Source organism: uncultured Hymenobacter sp., assembly GCF_964243305.1.
Taxonomy (GTDB): domain Bacteria; phylum Bacteroidota; class Bacteroidia; order Cytophagales; family Hymenobacteraceae; genus Hymenobacter.
Genome location: NZ_CAXTEF010000007.1, coordinates 53,967 through 77,722 on the forward strand (window position 1 = coordinate 53,967; position 23,756 = coordinate 77,722).

A 23,756-nucleotide genomic window follows, 5' to 3' on the forward strand; every position below is an offset into this window, starting at 1 on the left:
TCCTTTTAATCCGATAAATCCGTGGTTCAGACAACGGATTTACAGCGTGCGCTTTACTTCCTTCTCCTCGAAGCCCTCAATGTTGTCGCCTTCCTGCAACTCGTTGAAGTTCTTGATGGAGATACCGCACTCGTAGCCTTGGCGCACTTCGGATACGTCGTCCTTGTAGCGCTTGAGGTCCTGAATCTCGCCGGTGTGCTGCACAATGCCGTTGCGCACTACGCGCACCTTAGTTTTGCGCGTGAACACACCTTCGGTTACCATACAGCCGGCGATAGAGCCGACTTTAGTGATGTTGAACACCTGCCGCACCTCGGCATTGGCCGTGACGACTTCCTGCACCGTCGGGGCGAGCATTCCCTCCATCGCATCCTTCACCTCATTGATGGCGTTGTAGATGATGCTGTAGAGGCGGATGTCAATCTGCTCTTGCTCAGCCAGTTTGCGCGCACTCTGCGAGGGCCGCACCTGGAAGCCGATGATGATGGCGTCCGAGGCCGAAGCCAGCAGCACGTCCGATTCAGAGATGGCGCCTACCCCCTTGCTGAGGATGTTCACCTTCACTTCCGGCGTGCTCAGCTTGAGCAGGGAGTCGGACAGCGCTTCCACCGAGCCGTCCACGTCGCCTTTCACCAGGATGTTGAGTTCCTTGAAAGAGCCGATGGCCAGACGCCGACCTATTTCATCGAGCGTGATGTGCTTCTTGGTGCGGATGGTCTGCTCGCGGGCCAGCTGCTGGCGCTGCGTGGCCGTTTCGCGGGCTTCGCGCTCGGTTTCCATCACCTGAATCCGGTCGCCGGCCTGCGGGGCACCGGTGAGGCCAAGCACCTGCACGGGCGTGGCCGGGCCAGCCACCTTCATCTTCTTGCCGCGGTAGTCAGTCATGGCGCGGACGCGGCCGTAGTGCGGGCCGGCCAGCACAATGTCACCTACTTCCAGCGTGCCCGTCTGCACGAGCACCGTCGTCACGTAGCCGCGGCCTTTATCCAGCGAAGCTTCAATTACGGTGCCGATGGCGTTGCGGTCGGGGTTAGCCTTCAGTTCCAAGAGTTCGGCTTCGAGCAGCACCTTTTCCAGCAACTCCTCGATGCCAATACCAGACTTGGCGGATACCTCCTGACTCTGATACTTGCCGCCCCACTCCTCGACCAGAATGTTGATTTGCGACAGCTCCTCGCGGATTTTCTCGGCGTTGGCGGCCGGCTTGTCAATCTTGTTGAGGGCGATGATAATCGGTACACCGGCCGCCTGCGCGTGGTTAATGGCTTCCTTGGTCTGCGGCATCACCGAGTCGTCGGCCGCCACCACGATGATGGCAATATCGGTGACTTTGGCACCACGCGCCCGCATGGCGGTAAACGCTTCGTGGCCCGGCGTGTCAAGAAACGTAATCGGCGCGCCCGACTTGGTTTTTACTTCGTAAGCACCAATGTGCTGCGTGATGCCGCCAGCCTCGCCCTTGGCTACGCTCGCCTCGCGGATGTAGTCGAGGAGTGAGGTTTTGCCGTGGTCAACGTGGCCCATAATGGTCACGATGGGCGCGCGGGGCTTCAAGTCCTCTGCTACATCGTCGGCATCCACGTCAATTTCCTCTTCCTCAGCAGAGAGAAATTCAACATCGTAGCCAAACTCGTCGGCAATTACCGTGATGGCCTCGGCATCGAGGCGCTGGTTGATGGACACAAACATGCCCATCGTCAAGCACACCTTGATTACCTCGTTCACGTTCACGTCCATCAGCGAAGCCAGGTCGTTGGCCGAGATGAACTCGGTAAGCTTCAGAATTTTGGCGTCCAGCTCGTTCTGAGCGCGCATGGCTTCGCGCTCCTCGGCTGCCATACCGCGCTTGTCGCGGCGATACTTGGCGCGGTTGGCTGCCTGCTGCCCTTTGCCGCCGCTGAGCTTGGCCAGCGTGGCCTTGATTTGCTCCTGAATCTGCTTGTCGTTCTGCTCGGGCGAAGCACCGGGCTGCGCCGGCCGGGGCACATTCTGACCCGGCGCGCCGGGCCGTCCCTGGCCGGGACCGCCGGGCCGCTGCCCAGGCCCACCGGGTCGGTTCTGCCCTTGTTGACCGGGTGTACCCGCCGGGCGGTTGCCCTGATAGCCACTACCGCCGCCCGTGCCGCCACCTGCGCCGGGAGGTCCCGGCAAACGAACCCGCTTCTTCTTATCGGCGGGGTTGATACCACGCTTGCTGACATCGGACGAGGCCACTGGCCGCGGGCCGCGCCCACCGGGACCGCGCCGCGAAGCGTCCACCGGCAGCTGAATCTTGCCCAGCACCGTGAGGCCCTTGAGCTGGTCAGCCTTGGCTGTTATTGTGCTCTCATCGACGACGGGTGCCGCAGGAGCTTCTGCCACCAGGGCGGCGGGCGCCACAGCAACGGGCGTCGCCGGAGCGACAGCTACTGGAGCCGCCGGAGTTGGGGCCGATGCGGCTACGGGTGCCGGGGCAACCGCTTGCGGTGCGGGAGCAGCCGGAGCCGCAGCTACGACCGGGACCGGAGCGGCAACAGGTTTCTCTTCCTGCTTCGCTACGACCGGCGCAGACGCTTCAACTCTCGGAGCAGGGGTAGGCGCCGGAGCAGGAGCGGCTGGCGCGGCTTTCAGTGCCTCAGCGGCAGCTGGGGCTGGCGCGGCAGCACGAGCCGGCACGGGACGACCTTTGGCATCCAACTCCAGGCGTCCCAGCACTTTCAGGCCGGGCGCGGCGGACCGGTCGGTTTCCGCAGTGGGCGAGGGGGTAGGGACTGGCGCTGGTGCAACCGGTGACGCAGCTACCGGTGCCGCCGCTGGGGCTTGAGCAACGACGGGTGCGGCGGTAGGAGTCGCAACCGGCGTGGCCGGGCGAGCCGGCGCTATGGGGGCCTTGACAGCACTATTGGACACGGCGCCGTTACCGTTGGCCGGGCGCGGGGCAGCCAGCAATTCGCTTTGCCGCTTGGCGTCGCTCAGCTTCTGGGCTTCCTGCTTGTCGAGGGCGGAAGAGGCAAATTCTTTCTCCAGCAGGCCGACTTGGTCACCCGTGAGCTTGGTCGTGGGCTTATTGTCAACCTGAATTCCTTTCTTGGCCAGGGCTTCTACCACCCGGTCCATGCCGATGTTCAGGTCTTTGGCCGCCTGTTGTAGCCGTTTCGGGGTTGCTTCCGCCATTCTTTCTTTTTCGCGAACGATACGTTCTAAGTACAAAGGTATTACATAAAATTTGGCCCGCCGGAGTTAAATCCAGCTTATAGGCCAGATTTAATACCATTGCCCCCGAAGCGCCCGTCCGCGCCCGCTCATTGGGCGGAGGCGGCGGGAGCTTCAGAGCCCGCGTCGGCGGCAGTGTCTTCCGGTGCCAGGGTAGGCACCGCCTCAGTCGGAGCATCGGCTTCGGCAACTGCGTCAGCACTGGAAGCGGCGTCAGCTCCACCGGCTTCGTTAGGCGCCGGGTCGGTGGCATCAGCCGCAGTCGGGGGGGTAGGGGCCGCCGCGTCGGGCAGGTCGTCGTCGTCGGCAAACTCGTTGCGAATGACGCGGTAGAGGTCATCTACCGTCTCTTCTTCCAACTCCGTGCGGCGCACAATGTCGTCTTTCTTCACGGCCAGCACTGCCCGGCCCGTGTCGAGGCCAATCTTCTTTAGCTCGGCAATAATCCAGGGCTCAATCTCATCCTGGAACTCGTCCAGGGCGATGTCCTCCTCGTAGTCGATGGCTTCGCGGAAAACGTCGATTTCCATGCCTACGAGACGCGAGGCCAGCTTGATGTTAGCCCCACCGCGTCCGATGGCCAGGCTCACCTGGTCGGGCTTCATGAACACCGACACCCGGCCGGTTTGTTCATTGATTTTCATCGAACCTACCTTGGCCGGCGAGAGGCTGCGGGCAATGTAGAGTTCGAGATTGTCGGTGTAATTGATAACGTCGATGTTCTCGTTCTCCAGCTCCCGCACCACGGCGTGAATCCGTGACCCCTTCATGCCCACGCAGGCGCCCACCGGGTCGATGCGGTCGTCGTAGCTTTCTACGGCAATCTTAGCCCGCTCACCGGGCTCGCGCACCACGTTTTTAATGGTAATGAGGCCGTCGAAAATCTCCGGTACTTCCTGCTCAAACAAACGCTCCAGGAAAGCCGGCGCGGCGCGCGAAAGGATGATTTTGGGCGTGCCGTTGATGACTTCTACCCGGTGCACCACGGCGCGCACGGTGTCGCCCTTGCGGTAGCGGTCCTTCGGAATCTGCTCGGACTTGGGCAGCACCAGCTCGTTTTCGTCCTTGTCCAAAATCAGCGCCTCGCGGCTCCACACCTGGTAAACTTCGCCGGTCACAATCTCACCCACCTGGTCCTTGTACTTCTGAAACAGGTTGTCGCGCTCCATGTCCTTGACGCGCTGAATCAGCGTCTGCCGGGCCATGAGTACGGCGCGGCGCCCGAAATCCTCAATCTTGACCGGCTCGGCCACTGATTCGCCCACCTCAAAGTCGGGCTCAATCTGGTGCGCCTCGGCCAGCGGAATCTTGTCCTGGTCCCAGATATCCTCCGAGTTGTCGTCCACGATTTCGCGGTTGCGCCATATTTCCAGGTCGCCGTTATCGGGGTTAATGATAACGTCGAAGTTGGTGTCGTCCTCGTACTTTTTCCGAATCATGGTCCGGAAAACGTCGTCGAGAATCGACATCATCGTGGGCCGGTCGATGTTGCGGCTGCGGGCAAACTCCCCGAAGTTCTCAATGAGCATCCGCGAGTTCATCTCGGCGGCGGCAGCGGCCACCACCGCTGGGTCAACTACTACTTTTTTTGCCATGACTAATAGGGAAATTAAACGTGTAGGGTGCGGGGCTTGCCCCCGCCCATCGTTGAAAATCGCGCTGGCGCTTCGTAGCTAAAATCGTCCAAAAAGCGGGCGGGGGCAAGCCCCGCACCCTACTTGAACGAAATAACTACTTTGGCTTCCTTAATATCCGCGAAGGGGAAAAAGGCGGGCGGCAGCGTGGTTTTTTTGGTTTTGACTTTAATAACTTCTTCAATTTCAACGCCCTCGGGCGTAGCGGACAACAGCGTGCCCGATTTTTCGGTGCCATCCGAGAGCTTCAACGCTAAGGTGCGGCCCACGTGGCGGACGTACTGGCGCGGGTCGGTCAGGGGCTGGTCGGCGCCGGGGCTGGTCACTTCCAGCGAGTACGCGGCTTCCTCGCCGTAATGCTCATCAATGCGGCGGGCCAGCCGCCGGCTGATTTGGGCGCACTCGTTAATGCCCAGCCCTTCGGGCCCGTCGAGGATGACTGTCACCTTGGGCAGCACCGAGTCGGACACGGTCAGACCCATGACGAACAAGCCGGTTTCGCCCAGCGAGCCGAGGGCATCGTGCAGCATTTCCAGCACTAGGTTGCGGTCAAAGCTCATCTAAAAGAGGGTTCGGCCGGAGCCGGGGGGTAGGGCGAAAAAAAGAGGGGACTGCGCGTCCCCTCTTTTCAGATTGAATACAAATTTCTGCTGCAAAGATACGATAATCGCCGGGCAGGCGCAAGAGCGGGGTAGCGAGTCTGGAATGATAAGAGAACGTCATGCTGAGCCCAAGCGAAGCATCTCACCAGGGGAAGTAATCAGCTTAACATCACGATTAGATTAGCTCACCACGCGAGATGCTTCGCTTGGGCTCAGCATGACGTTTTGTTGGTCTCCTACCCCCTTCTCAGCGCACAATCTGCACCCAGCCCTTGATTTTTTGCCCCGACTTGTCCTCGAACAGATAATAATAAACGCCTCCTGGCAGCCCGTCACCCGTCCAGTCATTCGCATAAGCGACGCTTTCGTAGACCTGCTGGCCCCAGCGCGAAAATATGCGCAGGTGCATGGCGCAGGGCATGACCGGCGCGAACGTGGCGTTGAGCTTATCAGCGTTGCCGGGCGTGATAATATTGGGCAGAAACGGCTCCCGTACCGTGACCAGCGGCGCGGTGGCCTGGCTCTGGCACTGCCCGCCGAAGTAGGTAAGCGTGACTTTTGGCTGGTAGGTGCCCGGCTGGGCGTAGCTATGCTCGATGTCGGCCGTTTGGGCGCCGCTCACGACGGGCGTGCCGTCGCCAAAGTCCCAACTGACCGTGCCGGCGGTATTATCGACGCCGCTGGCAATGGTGAAGCGCAGCCGCAGTGGCGCCACGGTATTTTCGGGGCACAAAACTGGCAGCCAGGAAGCAGCCAGCATCGACACCCCGATGCCGCTGATGCGGTAGCTGGCCGGTGTGGCACAGCTCTGCGCCGGCGGCGTGTAGGTGAGCGTGACTTGCCGGCCGGCCAGGTCGGTGGGCGGCGTGAACTGGTAGCCGGTCGTGGCCGAGCCGCTCACGCCAGCGCCGGCCCAGGCGCCGCCGGCGGGCGTAGCCCGCAGCCGAAAGGCCCGCGCGCTGCCGGGGCAAAGCACCGTATCGGGCGGCAGCTGGGCCGTGACGGAGGGCAGCACCGTCAGGGCCAGCGTGGCCGTGGCCGGGCAGCGCAGGATAGGGCTGCCCGCAAACTGATAGGTATAAGTGAGCTGATGGGTGCCCACGCCGGCCGCGGCCGGGTCAAACGTATTGCCGTTGCGCACTCCTGGCCCGCTGAACGTGCCGCCCGCCGGGCTGCCCGTGAGAATGATGGGCGCACTGCTGGGGCAGAAAGTAGTCTGGGCCGGGGCCGCGATGCTGGCCGTGGGCACGGCCAGCACGCGCAGCCGCACCGAAACCGTGCCGCCGCAGGCGCCTATGCCCGGCACGGTGTAAGTGAGTGAGTGGCTGCCAATCAGGCCGACGGTAGGCGTGAAGATGAAACCCGCCGCGGCCGAGCCGCTCACGCCGGTGCCGGTCCAGGTGCCGCCGCTGGGCGTGCCTAGCAGGCGCACGGGCGGGCCACCGGCGCAGGCCAGCGTGTCGGTGGTCGTGGCCACCACGATGGTCTCGAACCGCATCTTGAAGGCCGCGTTGTTGCAGTTCGAGTAGCCGCTCTGGCGACGGTAGGTGGTGGCGCCGGGCGGCACGGGGAAGCCGCCGCCACCTTGCCCGCAAGCACAAACGGCCTGGTAGACGATGCCCTGCGGGTCGAAGCGGGAGGTGCCGCCGTCCACGTGGTCGCCATCGGCGGCGTCGTTGCTGCCCAAGTAGGTTGCGTACTCGAGCCGGGTCATGCCGGGGCTGAACTGGGCCAGGTAAAAGTCATTCGCATCGGTGGTTCGTTGCGCGGCGTCGGCCGTGACGGGTAGGCCGGCGGTCGTGCCGTTGCTGAAGCCGCGGCGAGCGCCGTTGATGCTGCCGCCCCAGCCGCTGACGTACACCCGGTCGCACTGGTCTACCAGGAAGGCAGTGGGCGACAAGTCAATCTCGCCCCGGCCGGTGCCAAATACGGTCGAGAAGCGCAGCGCATTGAGGTCAGTGGAAAGCTTCTGCACGTACTGCCCGCTGCGGGCCACGCCGTAGCGGCCCGCGCTAATGGGCACGGTGCCCAGCGTTTGGCCCAGCACGTACACCTCGCCGGCCACATCCAGCTGTAGGAAATAGGCCTGGTCGTAGGCGCGCGTGCCGAGGTAGGTTGATTTTTGCAGTGCGTTGCCCCCCGGACTAATGCGCGCGACAAAAGCATCGACGTCGCCGCCCGCGGTGGTTTGCAGGGCGCCGACCGTGGTAGGGAAGTTGTTGCTGGCCGTGCCCCCGGCTACGTACAGGTTGCTGGCTTTGTCGAGCTGAAGCGAATAGGCGGCATCGGCCGCGCTGCCGCCGAGCAGGTTGCTCCAGTTCAGCGTGCGCAAGTCGGCACTGAGCTGGCACACCACGGCGTCGGTGGCACCACCGCGGTAGGCGCGGGCAAAGCCGTTGGGGGTAGGAAAATTGCTGCTGGCCGTGCTGGTAGCCAGGTACACCCGGCCGCTGGCGTCGAGCAGCACGTCGCCGCGAAAATAATCGCCGTAGTTGTGTACCAGCTGAGGCGCGGGGCTTTCCACGTCGAGCACGCCATCGTTGGCCGAGCCGCCGAGGTAGGTGCTGGCCAGCAGCGCGTCGCCGCCCGCGCTCAGGCGGCTCACTACCAGGTCGGCGCCGTTCCGCATCGTGTAGGGCCGGCCGTTGCCGTAGGGGTCAAACTCCTGGCCACCGCTAAAGCTGCGGTCGAAGGCCCCGGCCGTGGTCGGGTAGTCCAGCGACGAGGTGGTGCCCATTATCACCAGCTCGCCGCGCGCGTTGGTCACGATGCTGTGCGGAAACTCGGCCGAGGCGCCGCCTACGTAGGTGGCCCAGACCCGCGCCGCCGGCCCGTTCGCGGCCGGATTATACTTGATAAAGGCCATGTCGATGGTGCCGGCAAACGAGGCGTCGTAGGCGCCGGGCGAGGCCGGGTAGCCGGTATCAAACGAAATGCCGCCCGAATACAGGTTGCCCTGCTGGTCGTAGGTGGCCGTGAAGCCCCAGTTGTCGGAGGTGGCGCCGGTGAACGAGGAAAACTCCACCGTGGGGTCGATGGTCAGCGGGCGGCGCGCATCGTAGGGGCCGAGGCGAAAGCGCAGGCTCGTGCCCGTCAGCTCGTAGGCGCAGGCCACCGGCTGGCGCTGCCCGGCCGCATCGAGTTGGAACGCCACCGGCGCCCGCTCGCGGAAGTTGCCGGCGCTGGTTTCCACGCGCAGGCTGCCGTCGGCCGGGCCGAGCTGCACGTGGCTGGCGCCCTCGTAGCGCAGGCGCAGCAGCGCCGGGTTGGCCCCGGCCGCCAGCTCGAAATCGTATTCCAGGCGCTCGGCGGCGTTTTCATACACCCGCATCCCGATGCCCGGCCACAGCCCGGCGTAGCGCACGGCCCCGAAGCCGTGGGCGCGCCGGCCCCAGTGCGCCGGGTCGGCCCCGGTCAAGAAGTTGTAAACTCCGCTGGTGGGCAGCTCGGCCCGCAGCTGCACACCGGGGCTTGCGCCCTCAAACTGCACTCGCACGGCGTGGGCCCGCAACGGCCCCTGGTTTCCTACCCCCCTCGCCGCCCCCGACCCGCCCCGCCGGTGCGGCGACACCCCGGAGACGAAGTTGTAAGTGAAGGCGTCTTTTTCCAGAAACAGCCGCCCGTTGGGCAGCACGGCGGCGTAGTGGGCGCGGGCATCCCACTGGCCCTTGTTTTCCACGAATTCCAGGCTGTGGCTTTCGGGTGGCGGGGCCACCACGCGCGGCTGGGCGCCCGTGGCCACCCGTGGCTGGGCACCGGCCGGCGCCGCCAGCAGCAGCCCTACCCCCCCATAAACAGCGAAACCCTTTAAAAGTCGAAGTAGCAGCATAGCGCGAAGGCATGGAAAAAACTAACGGCAGCAAAGACTTGTGCAAGATAAGGCTTGCGCGCCCGGCTTGTGGAAGACCAGGGTAATCCTGACCAGTGGGCAGCACTCCGGCCGGGCGGCGGCCGGGCGGCTCCGCTACCTTTGCCCGCGTGCGCCGCTCGTTTGCTTTCCAATTCACGTTGCTCGTGCTGCTGGGCCTGCTGCTGGGCATCGCCGCCGAGCAGGTGCCGGCTGGCCGCTTCTGGCCCGCCGCCTTCATCGCCCTGACGGTGCCCGGCTGGCTGCTGCTGCTGGCCCTGCTGATTTTGTACTGGCTGCGCCGCAACTGGCGCGGGGCGCTGCTGCCGGCCCTGGCGCTGGCCTTGTGCTGGCCGCAGGTGCGGCGTGGGCTGGCGCTTAACCCTTTTCAGTTAAAAGTTAAAAGTGAAGAGTTAAAAGTCAGGACTCAGCGGGACGGAAACACAACTTTTAACTCTTCATTTTTAACTTTTAACTCACCAAACGCGGTGCGGCTGCTCTCGGCCAACGTGCGCATCTTCAACGTGTATGCCCACCTGCGCGACCCCGACTACACCTCCTCGCGCGCCATGACGGCCTGGCTGGCCGAGAGCCCGGCCGATATTCTCTGCCTCCAGGAGTTTTACCACGAGCCGCGGCCGTTCCGCGACCGCAGCGGCGTCTTCAACGCGGCCCAGCGGCTGGGGCCGGGCAGCGGGCGGCACGCCTTCGTGAGCAAGTCGCTCACCAATGGCATCGGGGCCGAGTTCGGGCTGGCCATCTTCTCGCGCTTTGCCATCGTGCGGCGCGGCGTCATTGCCTTCGGAGGACTGAGCCAGAACCACGCCATGTGGGCCGATTTGCGCCGGCCCGCTGCGCCCGCCGCCGGCCGGCCCCGCGCCGACACCATCCGGGTGTTCAACCTGCACCTGCAAAGCATGAGCCTCGATGAGAAAGACATCGTGACGGCCTCGCGCTCGACGGCCGGCTTCGGGCAGAAGGGCCGGGGCCTGCTGCGCCAGTTTCGCAACGGCGCCGTCAAGCGCGGCTGGCAGATTGACACCGTCGTGGCGCGGGTGCGCCGCTCGCCCTACCCCGTGCTGCTGGCCGGCGACCTGAACGACCTGCCCTATTCCTACCCCTACGACCAACTCGCCGACCACCTCCAGAATGCCTGGGAGCTAGGCGGTTTCGGCTTCGGCGCCACCTACAATGGAAAGCTGCCGGGCCTGCGCATCGACCAGCAGTTTGCTGGCCCGCAGTGGCGCGTGCTGGGCTGCCGCGTCCACCGCGAGATTCCCTACTCCGACCACTTTCCGGTCGAGGCGGGATATGAGCTGCGGTGAGGGTGTTGAGGGTCAAACTCCCCTCCTTTTTTAAGGAGGGGACATTTTGCCGAAGGCAAAATTGGGGTGGTGCGCGTCGTTGAGCGATGCCTGAACGCATTCCCCAATTAATTTCCCTACCCCCCCCCTCTTTTCCTGAATGCCGTTAGGCGTAAGGTGTGAATCGTTCAACGACGCGCACTACCCCCGTCCCGGCTGCGCCGGAATGTCCCCTCCTTAAAAAAGGAGGGGAGCCTGCCCGCTACCTTTGCCCCATGCCGCTCTCGCTTTATAATACGCTTACCCGCAAGAAGGAAGAATTTCAGCCCCTGCGCCCGCCCGTCGTGGGCCTGTATCTGTGCGGCCCAACCGTCTATAACGATGCCCACCTGGGCAATGCCCGCGGCCCGGTTGTGTTCGATGTGCTTACGCGCTACCTGCGCCACCTGGGCCACCTCGTGCGCTACGTGCGCAATATCACCGATGTAGGCCATTTGCAGGGCGATGCCGACGACGGCGAAGACCCCGTGGCCCGCGCCGCCCGCGCCCAGCAGCTCGAGCCCATGCAGGTGGCCCAGTACTACACCACCCGCTACCGCCACAACATGGCCGCCCTCGGCTGCCTACCCCCCGACATTGAGCCCCAGGCCAGCGGCCACATCACCGAGCAGATTCAGCTGGTGGAGGAAATTCTGGCCAACGGCTTTGCGTATGAAATCAATGGCTCCGTCTATTTCGACGTGCCCCGCTACAACGAGCAGTACCGCTACGGCCAGCTCTCGAACCGCGTGGTGGAAGAGCTGCTGGCCGGCACCCGCGACAACCTCGCCGGCCAGAGCGAAAAGCGCAGCCCGCTGGACTTCGCGCTTTGGAAAAGCGCCGGTCCAACCCACCTCATGCGCTGGCCCTCGCCCTGGGGACCCGGGTTTCCGGGCTGGCACCTGGAGTGCTCGGCCATGAGCCGCAAATACCTGGGCCCGGAGTTCGACATTCACGGTGGTGGCCTCGACCTCATGTTTCCGCACCACGAATGCGAGATGGCCCAGAGCCAGGCCAGCGATTCGCACACACCGGAAGCCCGCATCTGGCTGCACAACAACATGCTGACGGTGAACGGCGCCAAGATGAGCAAGTCGCTGGGCAACTTCATCACCCTGGATGACCTCTTTGCCGGCACCACGGGCAGCCTCTCGCAGGCCTACTCGCCGATGACGGTGCGGTTTTTCCTGCTCCAGGCGCACTACCGCAGCCCGGTCGACCTGAGCGACGACGCCCTGCAAGCCGCCCGTAAAGGCTACCGCAAGCTCATGAACGGCCTGCGCCTGCTGCCCAAATTGCAGGCGCTGCTGCCCGGCGCTGCGCCGGGTGGGGATGAGGGCGAAATCCCTACCCCCCCCGGCGACGCCGAAGTGCAAAAGCTGACTGCCGACCTCTTCGCAGGCCTCGATGACGATTTGAACACGGCCCGCTGCATCGCCAGCCTCTTCAATCTGCTGCGCAAGCTCAACACCCTGGCTACCACGCCCGCCGCGCTGGCCAGCGTCTCGCCGGCCGTGCTCACCGAAGCCGCCGCCACCTACGCCACCGTGGTAACGGAGCTGCTGGGTTTGCGCGACGAGCCTCGCGCCAATGCCGAGGAACTGCTGAGTTTGACCTTGGCGTTTTATACCGAAGCCAAAACCGCCAAAGCCTACGACAAAGTGGACCAGATTCGGGCCGCGCTCAAAGGCCAGGGCATTGTGATTAAGGACACCAAAGCCGGTGTCGAGTGGGCCTATAGCGAGGAGTAGTTCGTCATGCTGAGGAACGAAGCATCTTATCACGGCTGCGTTTGTCAGCGTTACTAAATCACGCGGCGCGCGGGTGATAAGGTCCTTCGCGCTGCTCAGGATGACCGTTTCTAATGCGCCCTTTTCGCTCCTTGATTCTGCTGGCCGCCGGCCTGCTCTTCGCCCCGGCTTGCGGCGATAACAAAACGACCACTGAAACCTCCACTGCGACTGAGCAGCCGCCCAAGCTGTCTAAGGCCCCCACTTTCAACGCCGACTCCGCCTACGCCTTCACGGCCAGGCAAGTCGCGTTTGGGCCACGCGTACCTAATTCTGCTGCCCACCTGGCCTGCGGCAACTACCTGGTGGCGACGCTCAAGCGCTTGGGGCTGAAGGTGCGCGAGCAGCCGTTTTCGGCCATGACCTTCGACGGTACCAACATCCGGGGGCGCAACATTATCGCCCAGTTTCAGCCCGCGGCGGCGCGCCGGGTGGCCATTTTCGGCCACTGGGACACGCGCCCGTTTGCCGACGAGGAAAAGGACCCGAAGAAGAAAAACAAGCCGCTGGACGGCGCCTCCGATGGCGCCAGCGCCGTGGCCGTGGCCCTGGAAATGGCCCGCACCCTGAGCCAGCAGCCTGATTCCCTGACGCCTAATGTGGGCGTGGACTTTATTTTCTTTGACGCCGAAGACTGGGGCTACGATACCTCAACCCAGAGCGACCTGAAAAACCAACTGGACGAAACTAACGGCAACTCTTCCTGGTGCCTGGGCTCGCAGTACTGGGCCAAAAACCTGGTGCCCGCCGGCTACAAGGCCGAGTACGGCGTGCTGCTCGATATGGTGGGCGCCAAGGGCGGCAACTTCACCCGCGAGGGTATCTCGCGCGAGAAGGCCCGCGCCCCGCTCGACCGCATCTGGAACACCGCCGCCCAGCTCGGCTACTCCGACTTTTTTCGCTTCGAGGACACCGACGCCATCACCGACGACCACGTGTACACGAACCAGGCCGGCATCCCTACCCTCGATATTTACGACAACCCGCCCTACGGCGAGTCCGCTTTTCCGCCTTACCACCACACCACCCAGGACAACATGAGCATCATCGACCGCCGCCCGATGAAGGCCGTGGGGCAGACGCTGCTGCACGTGCTGTATCAGGAATAGGCTAGGCGCGTGCCGCTTTCGTCAATCATCAGTCGGGCCGACCGGCCCACCACCAGGGACATATTATCGGCTTCGTGGCCGGTTGGGAAGCCGTAGCCCACCGGGAAATCGTAGCGCCGGGCGTAGTGGTCGATAATCTCGTAGGCCGTTTGGCCAAAAGGAACCGTATTGTCGCGCATCTGCGAGAAATGGCCCACGACCAGCCCGGCCACGCCCGCCAGCTGCCCGCTGCGGTGCAGGTGCAGCAGCATCCGGTCAATGTGGTAGAGGTACTCATCCAGGTCTTCGAGAAACAGGATGCGCCCCACGAAGCTGGCCTGCGAGGCGGTGCCGGTGATGGTTTGGAGCAAACTCAGGTTGCCGCCAACTAGCTCGCCGGTGGCAGTTCCGGGGCGGTTGAGGGGGTAGGGATTGGCGGTGTAGCTCACGCTTTCGCCGAAAAGCACTTGGCGCAGGCTTTCTAGCGCGGCCGTGCCGCCGTCTTGCCCAAACAGCACTGGCATGGGCCCGTGAATGCTCTGGAAGCCCAGCCGCAGCAAGTGGCTGTGCAGCACGGTGATATCAGAAAAGCCGGCCAGCCACTTCGGACTGCGGGTGAAAGCCGTGAAGTCCAGCCCATCCACGATGCGGGCGGTGCCGTAGCCGCCGCGGGCGCAAAACACGGCCCGGATGGTGGGGTCGTCGAGCTGGCGCTGCAAGTCGCGGCGGCGCAGCTCGTCGGAGCCGGCAAACTGGTGGGCTTCGGCGTCGATGGTTTCGCCAATCTCGACTTCCAGGCCCCAGCCAACCAGAATATCAAGCGCCGCGGCCACGTCGTCGCGCGTGATTTTGCGGGCCGGCGCTACCAACGCGACGCGGTGGCCAGGACGCAGCGAGGGGGGGGCAATAGAGGAGTTTGGGGTCATTTCGCGCGGGGCTTGACCCTGCCATCCGGCGGTTGGCAGAGCTGGCGGGGTTTCGCAAAGTTCAACGTCTGCCTTCGCCAACACAAGGCTCGCACAGTTAAATACAGCTTACAGTGCCAAGCTCGGCGCTAAAGCTTCCCGCTGCACGGCGGCCACCCGGCTGGCGCCCGTGGCCGCTACAAATGCCCCTGCCGCGCGCAACTCATCGCGCCGCTCGCGCAGCGCATCCAGGCGTACGTAGCCCACGCTGAAGCGGCGGCCGGCCCCGCGCTGCTCAGCGCTAAGGTCGCGCAGGCCGAGCTGCCGGGGCAGGTGCTCATCTTCGTGGCGCAGGTACACTTCCAGCTCCAAATCGGTGGCTAGTGCGGGCGCCGAATCGGACTCGGAAGGGGTTTTGGCGTAGCCGTAGCGGTAGCCGGCGCGCAGGGCTGCCACGTCGGCCAGCACGGCCGAGCCGGTGGGGTGGCCGCCGGCGCCCTTGCCCCGCAAAAACTGCGGCCCGCCGAAGGCGGCCTCAATCAGCACGCCGTTGGTCTCGTGCTCCACGGTGAAGAGCGGCGAGCTTGGCCCCACGAAGCGGGGTAGGACCACGGCACCCACGCGGCCATCGGCCAAGCGCTCCAGGTGGGCCACGACCTTGATTTTCAGGCCCCGCACCTCGGCATGGGCCAGGTCGCGGGGCGTGATGTTTTCGATGCCCAGATTCAGAATCTCGTCGGGATTCAGCGCCAGCCCAAAGGCGTGCGCGGCCAGCAGCACGGCCTTGGAGCGCGGGTCGAAGGCGGCCATATCCAGCGTGGGGTCGGTTTCGGCGAAGCCCCGGGCCTGGGCTTCGGCTAATGCTTGCGCGTAGTCGCTGCCGTCCTCGGCCATGCGGGTGAGCACGTAGTTGCTGCTGCCGTTGATGATGCCGCTCACCGCGCGCAGCGGCTCCGCCCCGAAATAGCCGTCGAGCGTGCGCAAAATCGGGATGCTGCCGGCCACGGCCGCCTCGTAGAGCAGGGCACCGCCGTGGGTGCGCTCCAACTCGCGCAGCGCGGGCAGGTGGCGGGCCAGCATGGCCTTGTTGGCCGTGACTACGCGGCGGCCCTGGCGGAGGGCGCCGCTCACGAGGCGAAAAGCTTCGGCGGCATCGTCAATCACCTCGATGAGCACGTCCAGGCTGGGGTCGGCCAGTAGGGCATCGGCGTCGAATTCGAAACGAGAGGGGGGTAGGGAACGGGGCTTGGATGGGCTCTTGACTACGATGCGGGCGACGTCGATAGCGGCGGCCGGCAGCTGCTGCACGATGTCGTAGAATCCTTGCCCGACGCAGCCAAACCCAATCAGGCCCACGCGCAGCGGACGCTTATCAGCACTCATATAAAAACGAATCAGATTTAAAAGGAAGGAAAACTTACGCCGCGAGCCGGGATTCATGGGAGCTTTCGGCCGGCTCGTCGTCAGGCATGAGCACGGCGAGCAGGCGCTCTTTCCAGGCCTGGAAAGTGGGGTCGGCGCGGCGGCGCGGGCGGGGCAGTTCGCTCAGGTCGAAGATGTGGTGCAGGCGGCCGGGGCGCCCGCGCAGCACCGCCACCCGGTCGCTGAGCACGAGGGCTTCCTCGATATCGTGGGTGACGAGCAGCAGCGTGGGGCGGTCTTCGGCCCAGAGCGCGAGCAGCTGGTCTTGCAGCTTGAGGCGGGTAAACGGGTCGAGGGCGCTGAACGGCTCATCCAGCAGCAGCACGCTCGGCTGCGCGACCAAGGCGCGGGCAATGGCCACGCGCTGCGCCATGCCGCCCGAGAGCTGCCGGGGCAGCGCTGCCGTCACTTCCGCCAGCCCGACCCGCGCCAGCGCTGCCGCCGCCCGCGCGCGCCGCTCGGCGGCGGGTAGGTGGGCGAGGCCAAACTTCACGTTTTCGATGACCGTGAGCCAGGGCATGAGGCGCGGCTCCTGGAAGATGACGCCCACGGCCGGGTGCGGCCCCGCGATGGGCGCGCCATCAATCAAAACCCTACCCCCCGTCGGTAGCTCCAGGCCGGCCGCGAGGCGCAGCAGGGTGCTTTTGCCGCCGCCGCTGGCGCCCACCAAGCTCAGGATTTCGCCCGGCCGCACGCGCAGGTCCAGCCCCGCCAGCACTGGCGCAGCGTGGCCGAATTGCTTGCTGATGTTTTCGAGGTGCAGCATGGGGGTAGGATAATGAATAATGAGTAATGCGTCAAAAGGCTAGAAGCCGGTCATGCTTATCTGGCGTCCGCTTGCGAAGCATCTCGCGTGCGGCACTAATTCAATCGTTATAGAAGCTGATTAGCTCCCCGAGCGAGATGCTTCGCAAGCTCAGCATGACCGGCTTTTTTCAACACGGCCGCCTTTCAGCCATTTGGCGTGTTTCCTACCCCCCACTTGCCGCGCCGTGCGTATCCTGCCAGTGCAGCAGGCGGCGGCTGAGAGCGGCCAGCAGCGCATCAGTCAGGCGGCCCAGGACGGCGAACAGGAGCAGGCTGGCGAGGATGGTCTGGGGGCGGCCGGTCATCTGTCCGTCAATTAGCAGGAAGCCCAGGCCCTGGTTGGCGCCCATGATTTCAGCCGCCACCACGAACATCCAGCCCAAACTCAGGCCGCTGCGCAAGCCCACGAAATAGGTGGGCAAAGTGGCGGGCATAAACACGCGGCGCACGATTTGGGCGCCGCTCAGGCCATATACCCGGCCGACTTCTATCAGCTTGCGGTCCACGCCCTGAATGCCGCTCATCAGGTTCAGGTACACTGGAAAAAACACGCCCAGCGCAATTAGGGCCACTTTGGAGGTCTCCTGAATGCCCAGCCACAGGATGAACAGCGGCACCCAGGCCAGCGACGGGATGTTACGCAAACCTTGCAGCAATGGGTCGAGCAGCCGGAAAAACGGCCGCGAGTAGCCCGTGAGCGCGCCCAGCGCCGTCGCCAGGGCGCTGCCCAGCACGAAGCCCGCCCCGACGCGCCCGAGCGTGATGGCCAGGTGCTGCCACAGCTCGCCGGTGTGGGCCAGCTCCCCTATCGTGGCCAGCACCCGCGAGGGCGCCGGTAGCAGGCTGGGCCGCAGCACGCCAGCGCGGGCCAGCCCTTCCCAGAGCACTAGCAGCAGCGCGGGCAGCACCGCGCCCACTACCCAGCCCGGCGTCCGGCGCGGGGTGCGGGTTGGCCGGGTAGAGGGGGGTAGGAATTCGCTCGGAGCAGGCGCTACGGCGCGGGCCGGTGGCGCCAGGACAAAGGTGTTTTCAGTCATGCAGCGGGCGGGTAGTTCGGCCAGGGTGAGTCGGGACGGCAGGCTAGTTGGCGGCGGTGGCGCCGGGCGAGGGGGTAGGGAGCTTGCTGGCGAAGCTGGTGTCAATCAGCTCGTTGACGGTCTTAGTTACGTCCACGGTCTGCTCAATCACGCCGCTTTTCTTGAGTACATCGCCGGCCGCCAGGATGGTAGCGCGCTGTGGAGCGCCGAACGTATTATTCGAGAAATCGGTACGCTCCAATTGCCGGGTGGCGACGGCTTCGCTGAGCTTGGCTTCGGTGGCGAGCGTCTTTTTCAGCTCGGCGGGGTGCTGCTGCGCCCAAAGCCGGGCCTGCTCGTAAGCGGTCAGCACCTTGGCTACTAACTCCGGGTGCTGCTGGGCAAACTCAGCCCGCACATTGAGCACGCCGTAGCTGTTGAAGTCGGGGTTGCGATAGAACAGCTTGGCGCCCGATTCCAGCTCGGCCTTGGCCATGTGGGGGTCAAGGCCGGCCCAGGCGTCGACGTCGCCTTTTTCGAGGGCGGCGCGGCCGTCGGGGTGCTGCAAGGGAATCAGGGTGATATCCTTTTCGCTCAGCCCGGCCTGGTCGAGGGCGCGCAGCAGGAAGATATAGGGGTCGGTGCCGCGGGTGGCGGCCACGCGCTTGCCCTTCAAATCAGCCACCGATTTGATAGTGGAGTTCGGGCCGGTGCAGAGCGCCGTCCACTCCGGCTTGGAGTAGATGTAGATGGCTTTCAGCGGGTTGCCGTTGGCGCGGCCGATGAGGGCGGCGGCGCCGGCCGTCGAGCCAAAGTCGATGCTGCTGCCATTCAGGAATTCCAGCGCCTTGTTGCTGCCCTGGCTGAGCACCCACTCGACCTTGATATTCTGCTGGGCCAGGTCTTTTTCCAGCCAGCCCTGCTGCTTGAGCACGAGACTGAGCGGGTTGTAGTAGGCGTAGTCGAGGCGCAGGGTTTCGGGCGCGGTGGCCGTGGTGCCGGTGCCGCCCTGGCCCGAACCGCCGCAGCTTCCTACCCCCATCAGCAGCCCCAACAGGGCACTAAAGGTGAGAAGCGCGCGAGCGGCCGGCCGGCGGAAAGTGAATTTTGAGAGCATGATGAATTGGTTGTGAAGAGGGTAGCGAGCGGAAAAGCAGCGGCGCGGGCGGCGCTAATGGGCGAACGTGGGCGCGTAGAATCGTTCGAGCAGGTGGGCGATTTGGGGCGTTTCAATCAGGAAGCCATCGTGCCCGAAGCGCGAATGCACCTCCCCGTACATGGCCCCGCGGATGTGACGCACGAGCAATTGCTGCTCACTCACGGGAAATAAAATATCGGATGGCAGGCTGAGCACTAGCGTTTTAGCCTGAATCTGGCTTAGTGCGGCCTCAATGCCGCCCTGGCCGCGGCCCACGTTGTGGGTGTCCATCGTGCGGCTCAGGGCCACGTAGGAGTAGGCGTCGAAGCGGGCCACGAGCTTGTCGCCCTGGTAGCGTTGGTAAGCGCTGGCGCGGAAATCAGTCAGCAGCTCCTCATCGTCTTCGGCCTGCGAATATCCGTATGCTTCGTAGCCGCGGTAGCTGAGCAGGGCCACGGCCCGCGCCGCCCGCAGGCCGGCCGCGCCGCCCTGCGCCGACTCGGCCATCGCATACGTCGGGTCAGCCTCAATGGCCAGCCGCTGCGCCTCATTAAAGGCTATGCCCCAGGGCGAATGCTGGGCGTTGGTGGCAATAACTACCAGATGTTCAAACGCTTCTGGCTGCGCCACGGCCCATTCCAGCGCCTGCTGCCCGCCCATCGAGCCGCCGATGAGGGTGTGAATTTTAGCGATTCCTAGCTCCTGCCGCAACAGCTCGTGGGCCGCCGCCAGGTCGCGCGTCGTGAGCAGTGGAAACTGCTGGTAGTAAGGCTGGCCGGTAGCGGGGTTCGGGCTCAGTGGGCCAGTGCCGCCGTAGCAGGAGCCGAGCATGTTGGCGCACACGATAAACCAGTCGGCGGGGTCGAACAGCGTGTCATAGCCGAACAGGCCCGGCCACCAGGCCAGCACGTCGGCGTTGGCCGTCAGGGCGTGGCACACCCAGACCACGTTGTCCTGCGCGGCATTGAGCTGGCCCCAGGTACGGTAGGCGACGGTCGCGTTTTCGAGCGTGGCGCCGCTTTCCAGCGGGAGAGGGGGTAGGGAAAAATGCTGGTCTTCCATTTGTCGTTCTGTTGGATTTAGCCCGCAGAGGGCGCAGAAGATTGCGCGGAAGTCGCAGAACGTTCAGCGTCCTCTGCGCAATCTTCTGCGCCCTCTGCGGGCTAAAACTTATCTACACCTCCAGCGGCTGCGCGTGCTCCAGCTCCGGCTCCTCTACTTCGGTACCTTCTGCAGGCTGCGAAGCCGTGTTGCCGAGGGCCTCAAAGGCCTGCTGCAAGTCAGCTTTGATGTCCTCAAAATGCTCAATTCCTACTGAGAGTCGCAGCGACGTGGGCGTGACGCCGGCCGCTAGTTGCTCCTGCTCCGAGAGCTGCTGGTGGGTGGTGGCGGCGGGCTGGATGATGAGCGTCTTGGCGTCGCCCACGTTGGCCAGATGGCTGATAAGCTTCAGGTTGTCAATGAACTGCGTGGCATTTTCCTTGCTGCCTTTAATCCGGAACGTGAACACGCCGCCGAAGCCGCGCTTGAAGTATTTCTGGGCCAGGCCGTGGTAGGGGCTGCTGGGCAGGCCGGGGTAGTTCACGCTCTCGACCTGCGGGTGCTGCTCCAGCCAGGTGGCGATGCGCAGCGCGTTTTCGACGGTGCGCTCCACGCGCAGGCTCAAGGTTTCGAGGCCTTGCAGCAGCTGCCAGGAGTTGAACGGGCTGATGGAGGGGCCGAAGTCGCGCAGGCCCTCAACCCGCGCCCGGATGATGAAGGCGATGTTGCCGAACAAGCTGCCCTTGCCGAATACATCGTTGAAAATCAGCCCGTGGTAGCCCTCGCTCGGCTCGGTGAACTGCGGGAATTTGCCGTTGCCGAAGTCGTAGGTGCCGCCGTCCACAATCACGCCGCCTACGCTTGTGCCGTGGCCGCCAATCCACTTCGTGGCCGACTCGACCACGATGTGGGCGCCGTGTTCCAGGGGCCGGAACAGGAAGCCGCCCGCGCCGAACGTGTTATCGACAATCAGCGGCAAATCGTGCTTGTTGGCGATGGCCGCGATGGCTTCAAAATCGGGGATGCTGAAGCTGGGGTTGCCGATGGTTTCGAGGTAAATCGCCTTGGTTTTCTCGTCAATCAGCGGCTCGAAGGAGGCCGGGTTGTCGCCATCAGCAAAGCGCGCTTCAATGCCCAGGCGCTTGAAGGCGACCTTAAACTGGTTGTAGGTGCCGCCGTAGATGTAAGCGGTACTTACGAAGTTATCGCCGGCTTGCAGGATATTGTTCAGGGCCAGAAACTGCGCGGCCTGCCCAGAACCCGTCGCTAGCGCCGCCACGCCGCCCTCGAGCGCCGCCACGCGCTGCTCGAACACATCGGTGGTGGGGTTCATCAGGCGGGTGTAGATGTTGCCGAACTCTTTGAGGGCAAACAGGTTGGCGCCGTGCTCGGCGCTCTTAAATACGTAAGACGTGGTTTGGAACAATGGTACGGCGCGGGCGCCAGTGGTAGGGTCGGGCTGCTGGCCGGCGTGGAGCTGCAAGGTTTCGAAGTGCTGGCTCGGAGTGGACATGGGGGGTAGGGAATTAAGGGTTTTAAGGTTTGAGTTGAAAAAAAGCCGGAGCGTTAGGGGTGGGCTTAGAGCTGAGCTAAGGCTTCCACGATGAGCGCCGGGTCAGGCCGCTGCTTGAAGTCGGCTTCTACCGTGGCCCAGGCAATTTGCCCGTCGCGGGCGATGACGAAGGTGCCGGTGAGAGGTAGCTCGCCGCTGGCGTCGCCGTTGTGGGCAGCCAGGTCGATGCCCACACCATGCAGCGTGTCGTAGACGGCGCCGCCTACCTGGTAGGCCAGCCCGTATTGCCGGGCCACGGCATTGCTGGCATCGCTAAGCACCGGGAAGTGCAAATCTTTTTCTTCGGCCGTGAGCTGGGTCAGCTCTGGTGTCTGGGGCGATACTGCTACCAGCGTGGCCCCGTGCTGCTGAAACTGAGACAGTGCCTGGTTGTAGGCGCGCAGCTGCACGTTGCAGTAGGGGCACCAGTTGCCGCGGTAAAATACCAGCACCGCTGGCCCGGCTTGCAGCAGCTCGGTGAGACGGACGGGGCGGCCCGTAGCGTCGGGCAAGGTGAAATCAGGAGCGGTTTGTCCGGCGCGCAAGCCGCGCCCGGCCAGGCCGGCTGCCTGCACGGCCGCAATACCGGCGTCGATGGTTTGGCTGGCTGCGGGCGGCAGCGCGGAAGCTAGGTGCTGGGCGGTAGCGGCCAGTTCTTGTTGCAGCGAAGGGGGAAGGGTATGCGTGGACATGCCAAGAAGGTGATAAGGGAAAGCGACCAAATGAAAGGGAGGGGGTAGGGAATGGCCAGCGGCGGAAACATTCGCGGCCGTGGCGGCGCCCGAGGCGGCCCAGACCAGCTGCCGATAAGCCTGCGCTATCTGCGGGAACGGCCATTGGCTGACTGGCGCGCCCGCAGCCTTGCGAACAAGGCAATACAGCATTCCCACGAAAAGAAAAAGGGGTTGCGCGAGGGCTACTTACTGCTTAGCAGGCGCAACAACAGCGCATTCGGCCCCGACAACAGACCTGGTAACAACAGCCGGACAGTGGGGCGGCCGTCGGAATGCAGAAGGCCGTCGGCAAGCCCAGCTGCGCAGAGGCAATGGGTGCGGACGACAACTCGGAAACGGAAAAAACGAGGTTTTTCATGGCACTCACCTTTATCTGTCCCGCCGGCTTGCTACGCAAGGAGGGGGTAGGAATTGGCACCTTTCGCGCGGTCGAAGGTTGCCAGCGGGTCAGGGAGCCTAGTCTCTCGCCGCTTCTGAATAAAATCTGAAAACCGGGCCTCCGCGAGGGGCGCCGGTACCGGAGTGGTAATGCAAAGGTAGAACAGGATTTTTGAAAGTTGCAAATGCAAGCTGAAGATGCAATCATCCCTACCCCCCCCATCATCCTGAACGCAGCGGAGTGAAGGATGACGGAGGGGTACGAAAAAAGCCGCCCCGAACCGGAACGGCTTTTTTCACCTTTTTTCTGCAAAAAAGTACCTAGTTACTAGGTAGGGTCAACACCTGGCCTACTTCAATCAGGTCAGGGTTGGAGCCGATGGTGGCCTTGTTGGCCTCGTATATCTGGTGCCACTTGGCGGCGTCGCCGTAGTGGTTTTTGGCAATTTTGGAAAGCGAGTCGCCGCTCACGACGGTGTAGGTGTCGCCCGTGGCAGTCGACGTAGTGGGGGTAGGGTTGCCGAAAAAATCGGTAGCGCCACCGGCGCCAGCAGCGGACTGCTGCGGCTGGACGGGTGTTTTTTCGCCTTCGTTGCTTAAGAAATCAAACAGGCCCATGATGCTGTGAAGAGTTGCGGGATGTGAGAGCAGCGCGCCGGGCGGCCGGCAAATCGGGGTTCGGCGCGGGGCCGGCGTATCCGGCTTCGGGCCTCTTTACGCGGGCGGTAAGGCGGGGTTGCAGGCTGAACAAATAAAAACCAGTCCCGTAAGGACTGCCGCGAGCTGCGGCTCAGCTTACTCGTTTATTTTAACCCCGTTTTTCCTCCTCATCCTCATGAAAAATCACCTCACCTTCACCCGCGCCTACGCCGCTACGCTCCTGCTGCTGCTTTCCATTTTTGCCGTTTCGTGCGGCAGCAAGGAAGGCACCGTAGAAGGCGTAAACATGCTCTATGGCAAGGAAAGCAAGGTCTGGAAAACCGCCAAGGAAAAAAGTGCCAGCGGCGACAAAGTGAGCCAGACCGACACGCAGGAAGAGGAGCGCCTGCAAATCTTCGCCAACGGGCAGTACACCATGACGTCGCCCCAGCAGGCCGTGTCGGGCAAGTACAGCTTCGACCAGGCCGCCAAAACCATCACTATGACGCCCAACGGCGCTGCGGCTGGCAACCAGTTCACGGTCGAGACACTGACCGATGACCGGCTGACGCTGAAAAGCGCCACCGGCGCCAGCCTGATGCTGGAAAAAGAATAAACACTGCGGCGT

Annotated in this window: 16 protein-coding genes, 1 pseudogene and 1 riboswitch; of the genes and pseudogenes, 4 read left to right on the top strand and 13 right to left on the bottom strand. The window is 63.9% G+C overall.

The window, feature by feature from the left end; translation table 11 throughout:
* Nucleotides 1–39: 39 nt before the first annotated feature.
* From infB to ACFE70_RS06715, 4 genes and pseudogenes are all read right to left on the bottom strand, one after another.
* Nucleotides 40–3,153, bottom strand: coding sequence for a translation initiation factor IF-2 (gene infB, locus ACFE70_RS06700; RefSeq protein WP_375416953.1), 3,114 nt, complete (start codon nt 3,151–3,153; stop codon nt 40–42).
* A 347-nt stretch (nt 3,154–3,500) separates the two neighbouring features.
* Nucleotides 3,501–4,733: pseudogene (gene nusA / locus ACFE70_RS06705) on the bottom strand (transcription termination factor NusA); the annotation flags it as partial.
* A gap of 173 nt (nt 4,734–4,906) precedes the next feature.
* A complete protein-coding gene (gene rimP / locus ACFE70_RS06710) occupies nt 4,907–5,386 on the bottom strand; it encodes a ribosome maturation factor RimP (protein ID WP_375416954.1) in 480 nt (159 codons plus the stop codon).
* Nucleotides 5,387–5,675: 289 nt separating this feature from the next.
* Nucleotides 5,676–9,257 carry a gliding motility-associated C-terminal domain-containing protein gene (locus ACFE70_RS06715; RefSeq protein ID WP_375416955.1) on the bottom strand — a complete coding sequence of 1,194 codons (3,582 nt, stop codon included), beginning with the start codon at nt 9,255–9,257 and terminating at the stop codon, nt 5,676–5,678.
* Nucleotides 9,258–9,352: 95 nt separating this feature from the next.
* On the opposite strand from ACFE70_RS06715, the gene ACFE70_RS06720 reads away from it, so the two are divergent.
* The 3 genes from ACFE70_RS06720 to ACFE70_RS06730 all read left to right on the top strand — a co-directional run bounded on the left by ACFE70_RS06720 (nt 9,353) and on the right by ACFE70_RS06730 (nt 13,517).
* Complete coding sequence (locus ACFE70_RS06720) at nt 9,353–10,600, top strand: endonuclease/exonuclease/phosphatase family protein (protein WP_375416956.1); 1,248 nt, start codon at nt 9,353–9,355, stop codon at nt 10,598–10,600.
* 254 nt (nt 10,601–10,854) lie between these two features.
* Nucleotides 10,855–12,369, top strand: coding sequence for a cysteine--tRNA ligase (cysS, locus tag ACFE70_RS06725; protein WP_375416957.1), 1,515 nt, complete (start codon nt 10,855–10,857; stop codon nt 12,367–12,369).
* A gap of 113 nt (nt 12,370–12,482) precedes the next feature.
* Nucleotides 12,483–13,517 (top strand): M28 family peptidase, encoded by a 1,035-nt coding sequence (locus tag ACFE70_RS06730; RefSeq protein WP_375416958.1) that lies wholly within the window; start codon nt 12,483–12,485, stop codon nt 13,515–13,517.
* Here ACFE70_RS06730 and ACFE70_RS06735 read toward each other — a convergent pair.
* From ACFE70_RS06735 to ACFE70_RS06775, 9 genes are all read right to left on the bottom strand, one after another.
* Nucleotides 13,508–14,422: an LD-carboxypeptidase gene (locus ACFE70_RS06735; protein WP_375416959.1), complete on the bottom strand. Its 915-nt coding sequence runs from the start codon at nt 14,420–14,422 to the stop codon at nt 13,508–13,510. The two genes, ACFE70_RS06730 and ACFE70_RS06735, sit on opposite strands and share 10 nt — an antisense overlap.
* Before the next feature lie 108 nt (nt 14,423–14,530).
* Entirely contained in the window at nt 14,531–15,784 is a 1,254-nt protein-coding gene (locus ACFE70_RS06740; RefSeq protein ID WP_375416960.1) for a homoserine dehydrogenase, read from the bottom strand.
* Nucleotides 15,785–15,818: 34 nt separating this feature from the next.
* Entirely contained in the window at nt 15,819–16,589 is a 771-nt protein-coding gene (locus tag ACFE70_RS06745; RefSeq protein ID WP_375416961.1) for an ABC transporter ATP-binding protein, read from the bottom strand.
* 205 nt (nt 16,590–16,794) lie between these two features.
* Nucleotides 16,795–17,667 (bottom strand): ABC transporter permease, encoded by an 873-nt coding sequence (locus ACFE70_RS06750; RefSeq protein ID WP_375416962.1) that lies wholly within the window; start codon nt 17,665–17,667, stop codon nt 16,795–16,797.
* Between the two features lie 43 nt (nt 17,668–17,710).
* The gene (locus tag ACFE70_RS06755) at nt 17,711–18,763 is read right to left on the bottom strand and encodes an aliphatic sulfonate ABC transporter substrate-binding protein (RefSeq protein WP_375416963.1); all 1,053 of its coding nucleotides are present in this window, start codon (nt 18,761–18,763) and stop codon (nt 17,711–17,713) included.
* 54 nt (nt 18,764–18,817) lie between these two features.
* Nucleotides 18,818–19,846, bottom strand: coding sequence for a homoserine O-acetyltransferase (metX, locus tag ACFE70_RS06760; RefSeq protein WP_375416964.1), 1,029 nt, complete (start codon nt 19,844–19,846; stop codon nt 18,818–18,820).
* Between the two features lie 112 nt (nt 19,847–19,958).
* The gene (locus tag ACFE70_RS06765; protein ID WP_375416965.1) at nt 19,959–21,338 is read right to left on the bottom strand and encodes an O-acetylhomoserine aminocarboxypropyltransferase/cysteine synthase family protein; all 1,380 of its coding nucleotides are present in this window, start codon (nt 21,336–21,338) and stop codon (nt 19,959–19,961) included.
* 65 nt (nt 21,339–21,403) lie between these two features.
* Nucleotides 21,404–22,069, bottom strand: a complete 666-nt coding sequence (locus ACFE70_RS06770; protein ID WP_375416966.1) for a peroxiredoxin-like family protein — start codon at nt 22,067–22,069, stop codon at nt 21,404–21,406.
* 408 nt (nt 22,070–22,477) lie between these two features.
* A riboswitch (SAM riboswitch) is annotated at nt 22,478–22,595 on the bottom strand.
* Between the two features lie 215 nt (nt 22,596–22,810).
* Entirely contained in the window at nt 22,811–23,107 is a 297-nt protein-coding gene (locus tag ACFE70_RS06775; RefSeq protein WP_375416967.1) for a LysM peptidoglycan-binding domain-containing protein, read from the bottom strand.
* A gap of 217 nt (nt 23,108–23,324) precedes the next feature.
* Here ACFE70_RS06775 and ACFE70_RS06780 point away from each other — a divergent pair, with 217 nt between their 5' ends.
* Nucleotides 23,325–23,744: a hypothetical protein gene (locus ACFE70_RS06780; protein ID WP_375416968.1), complete on the top strand. Its 420-nt coding sequence runs from the start codon at nt 23,325–23,327 to the stop codon at nt 23,742–23,744.
* The last annotated feature ends 12 nt before the right edge of the window (nt 23,745–23,756 follow it).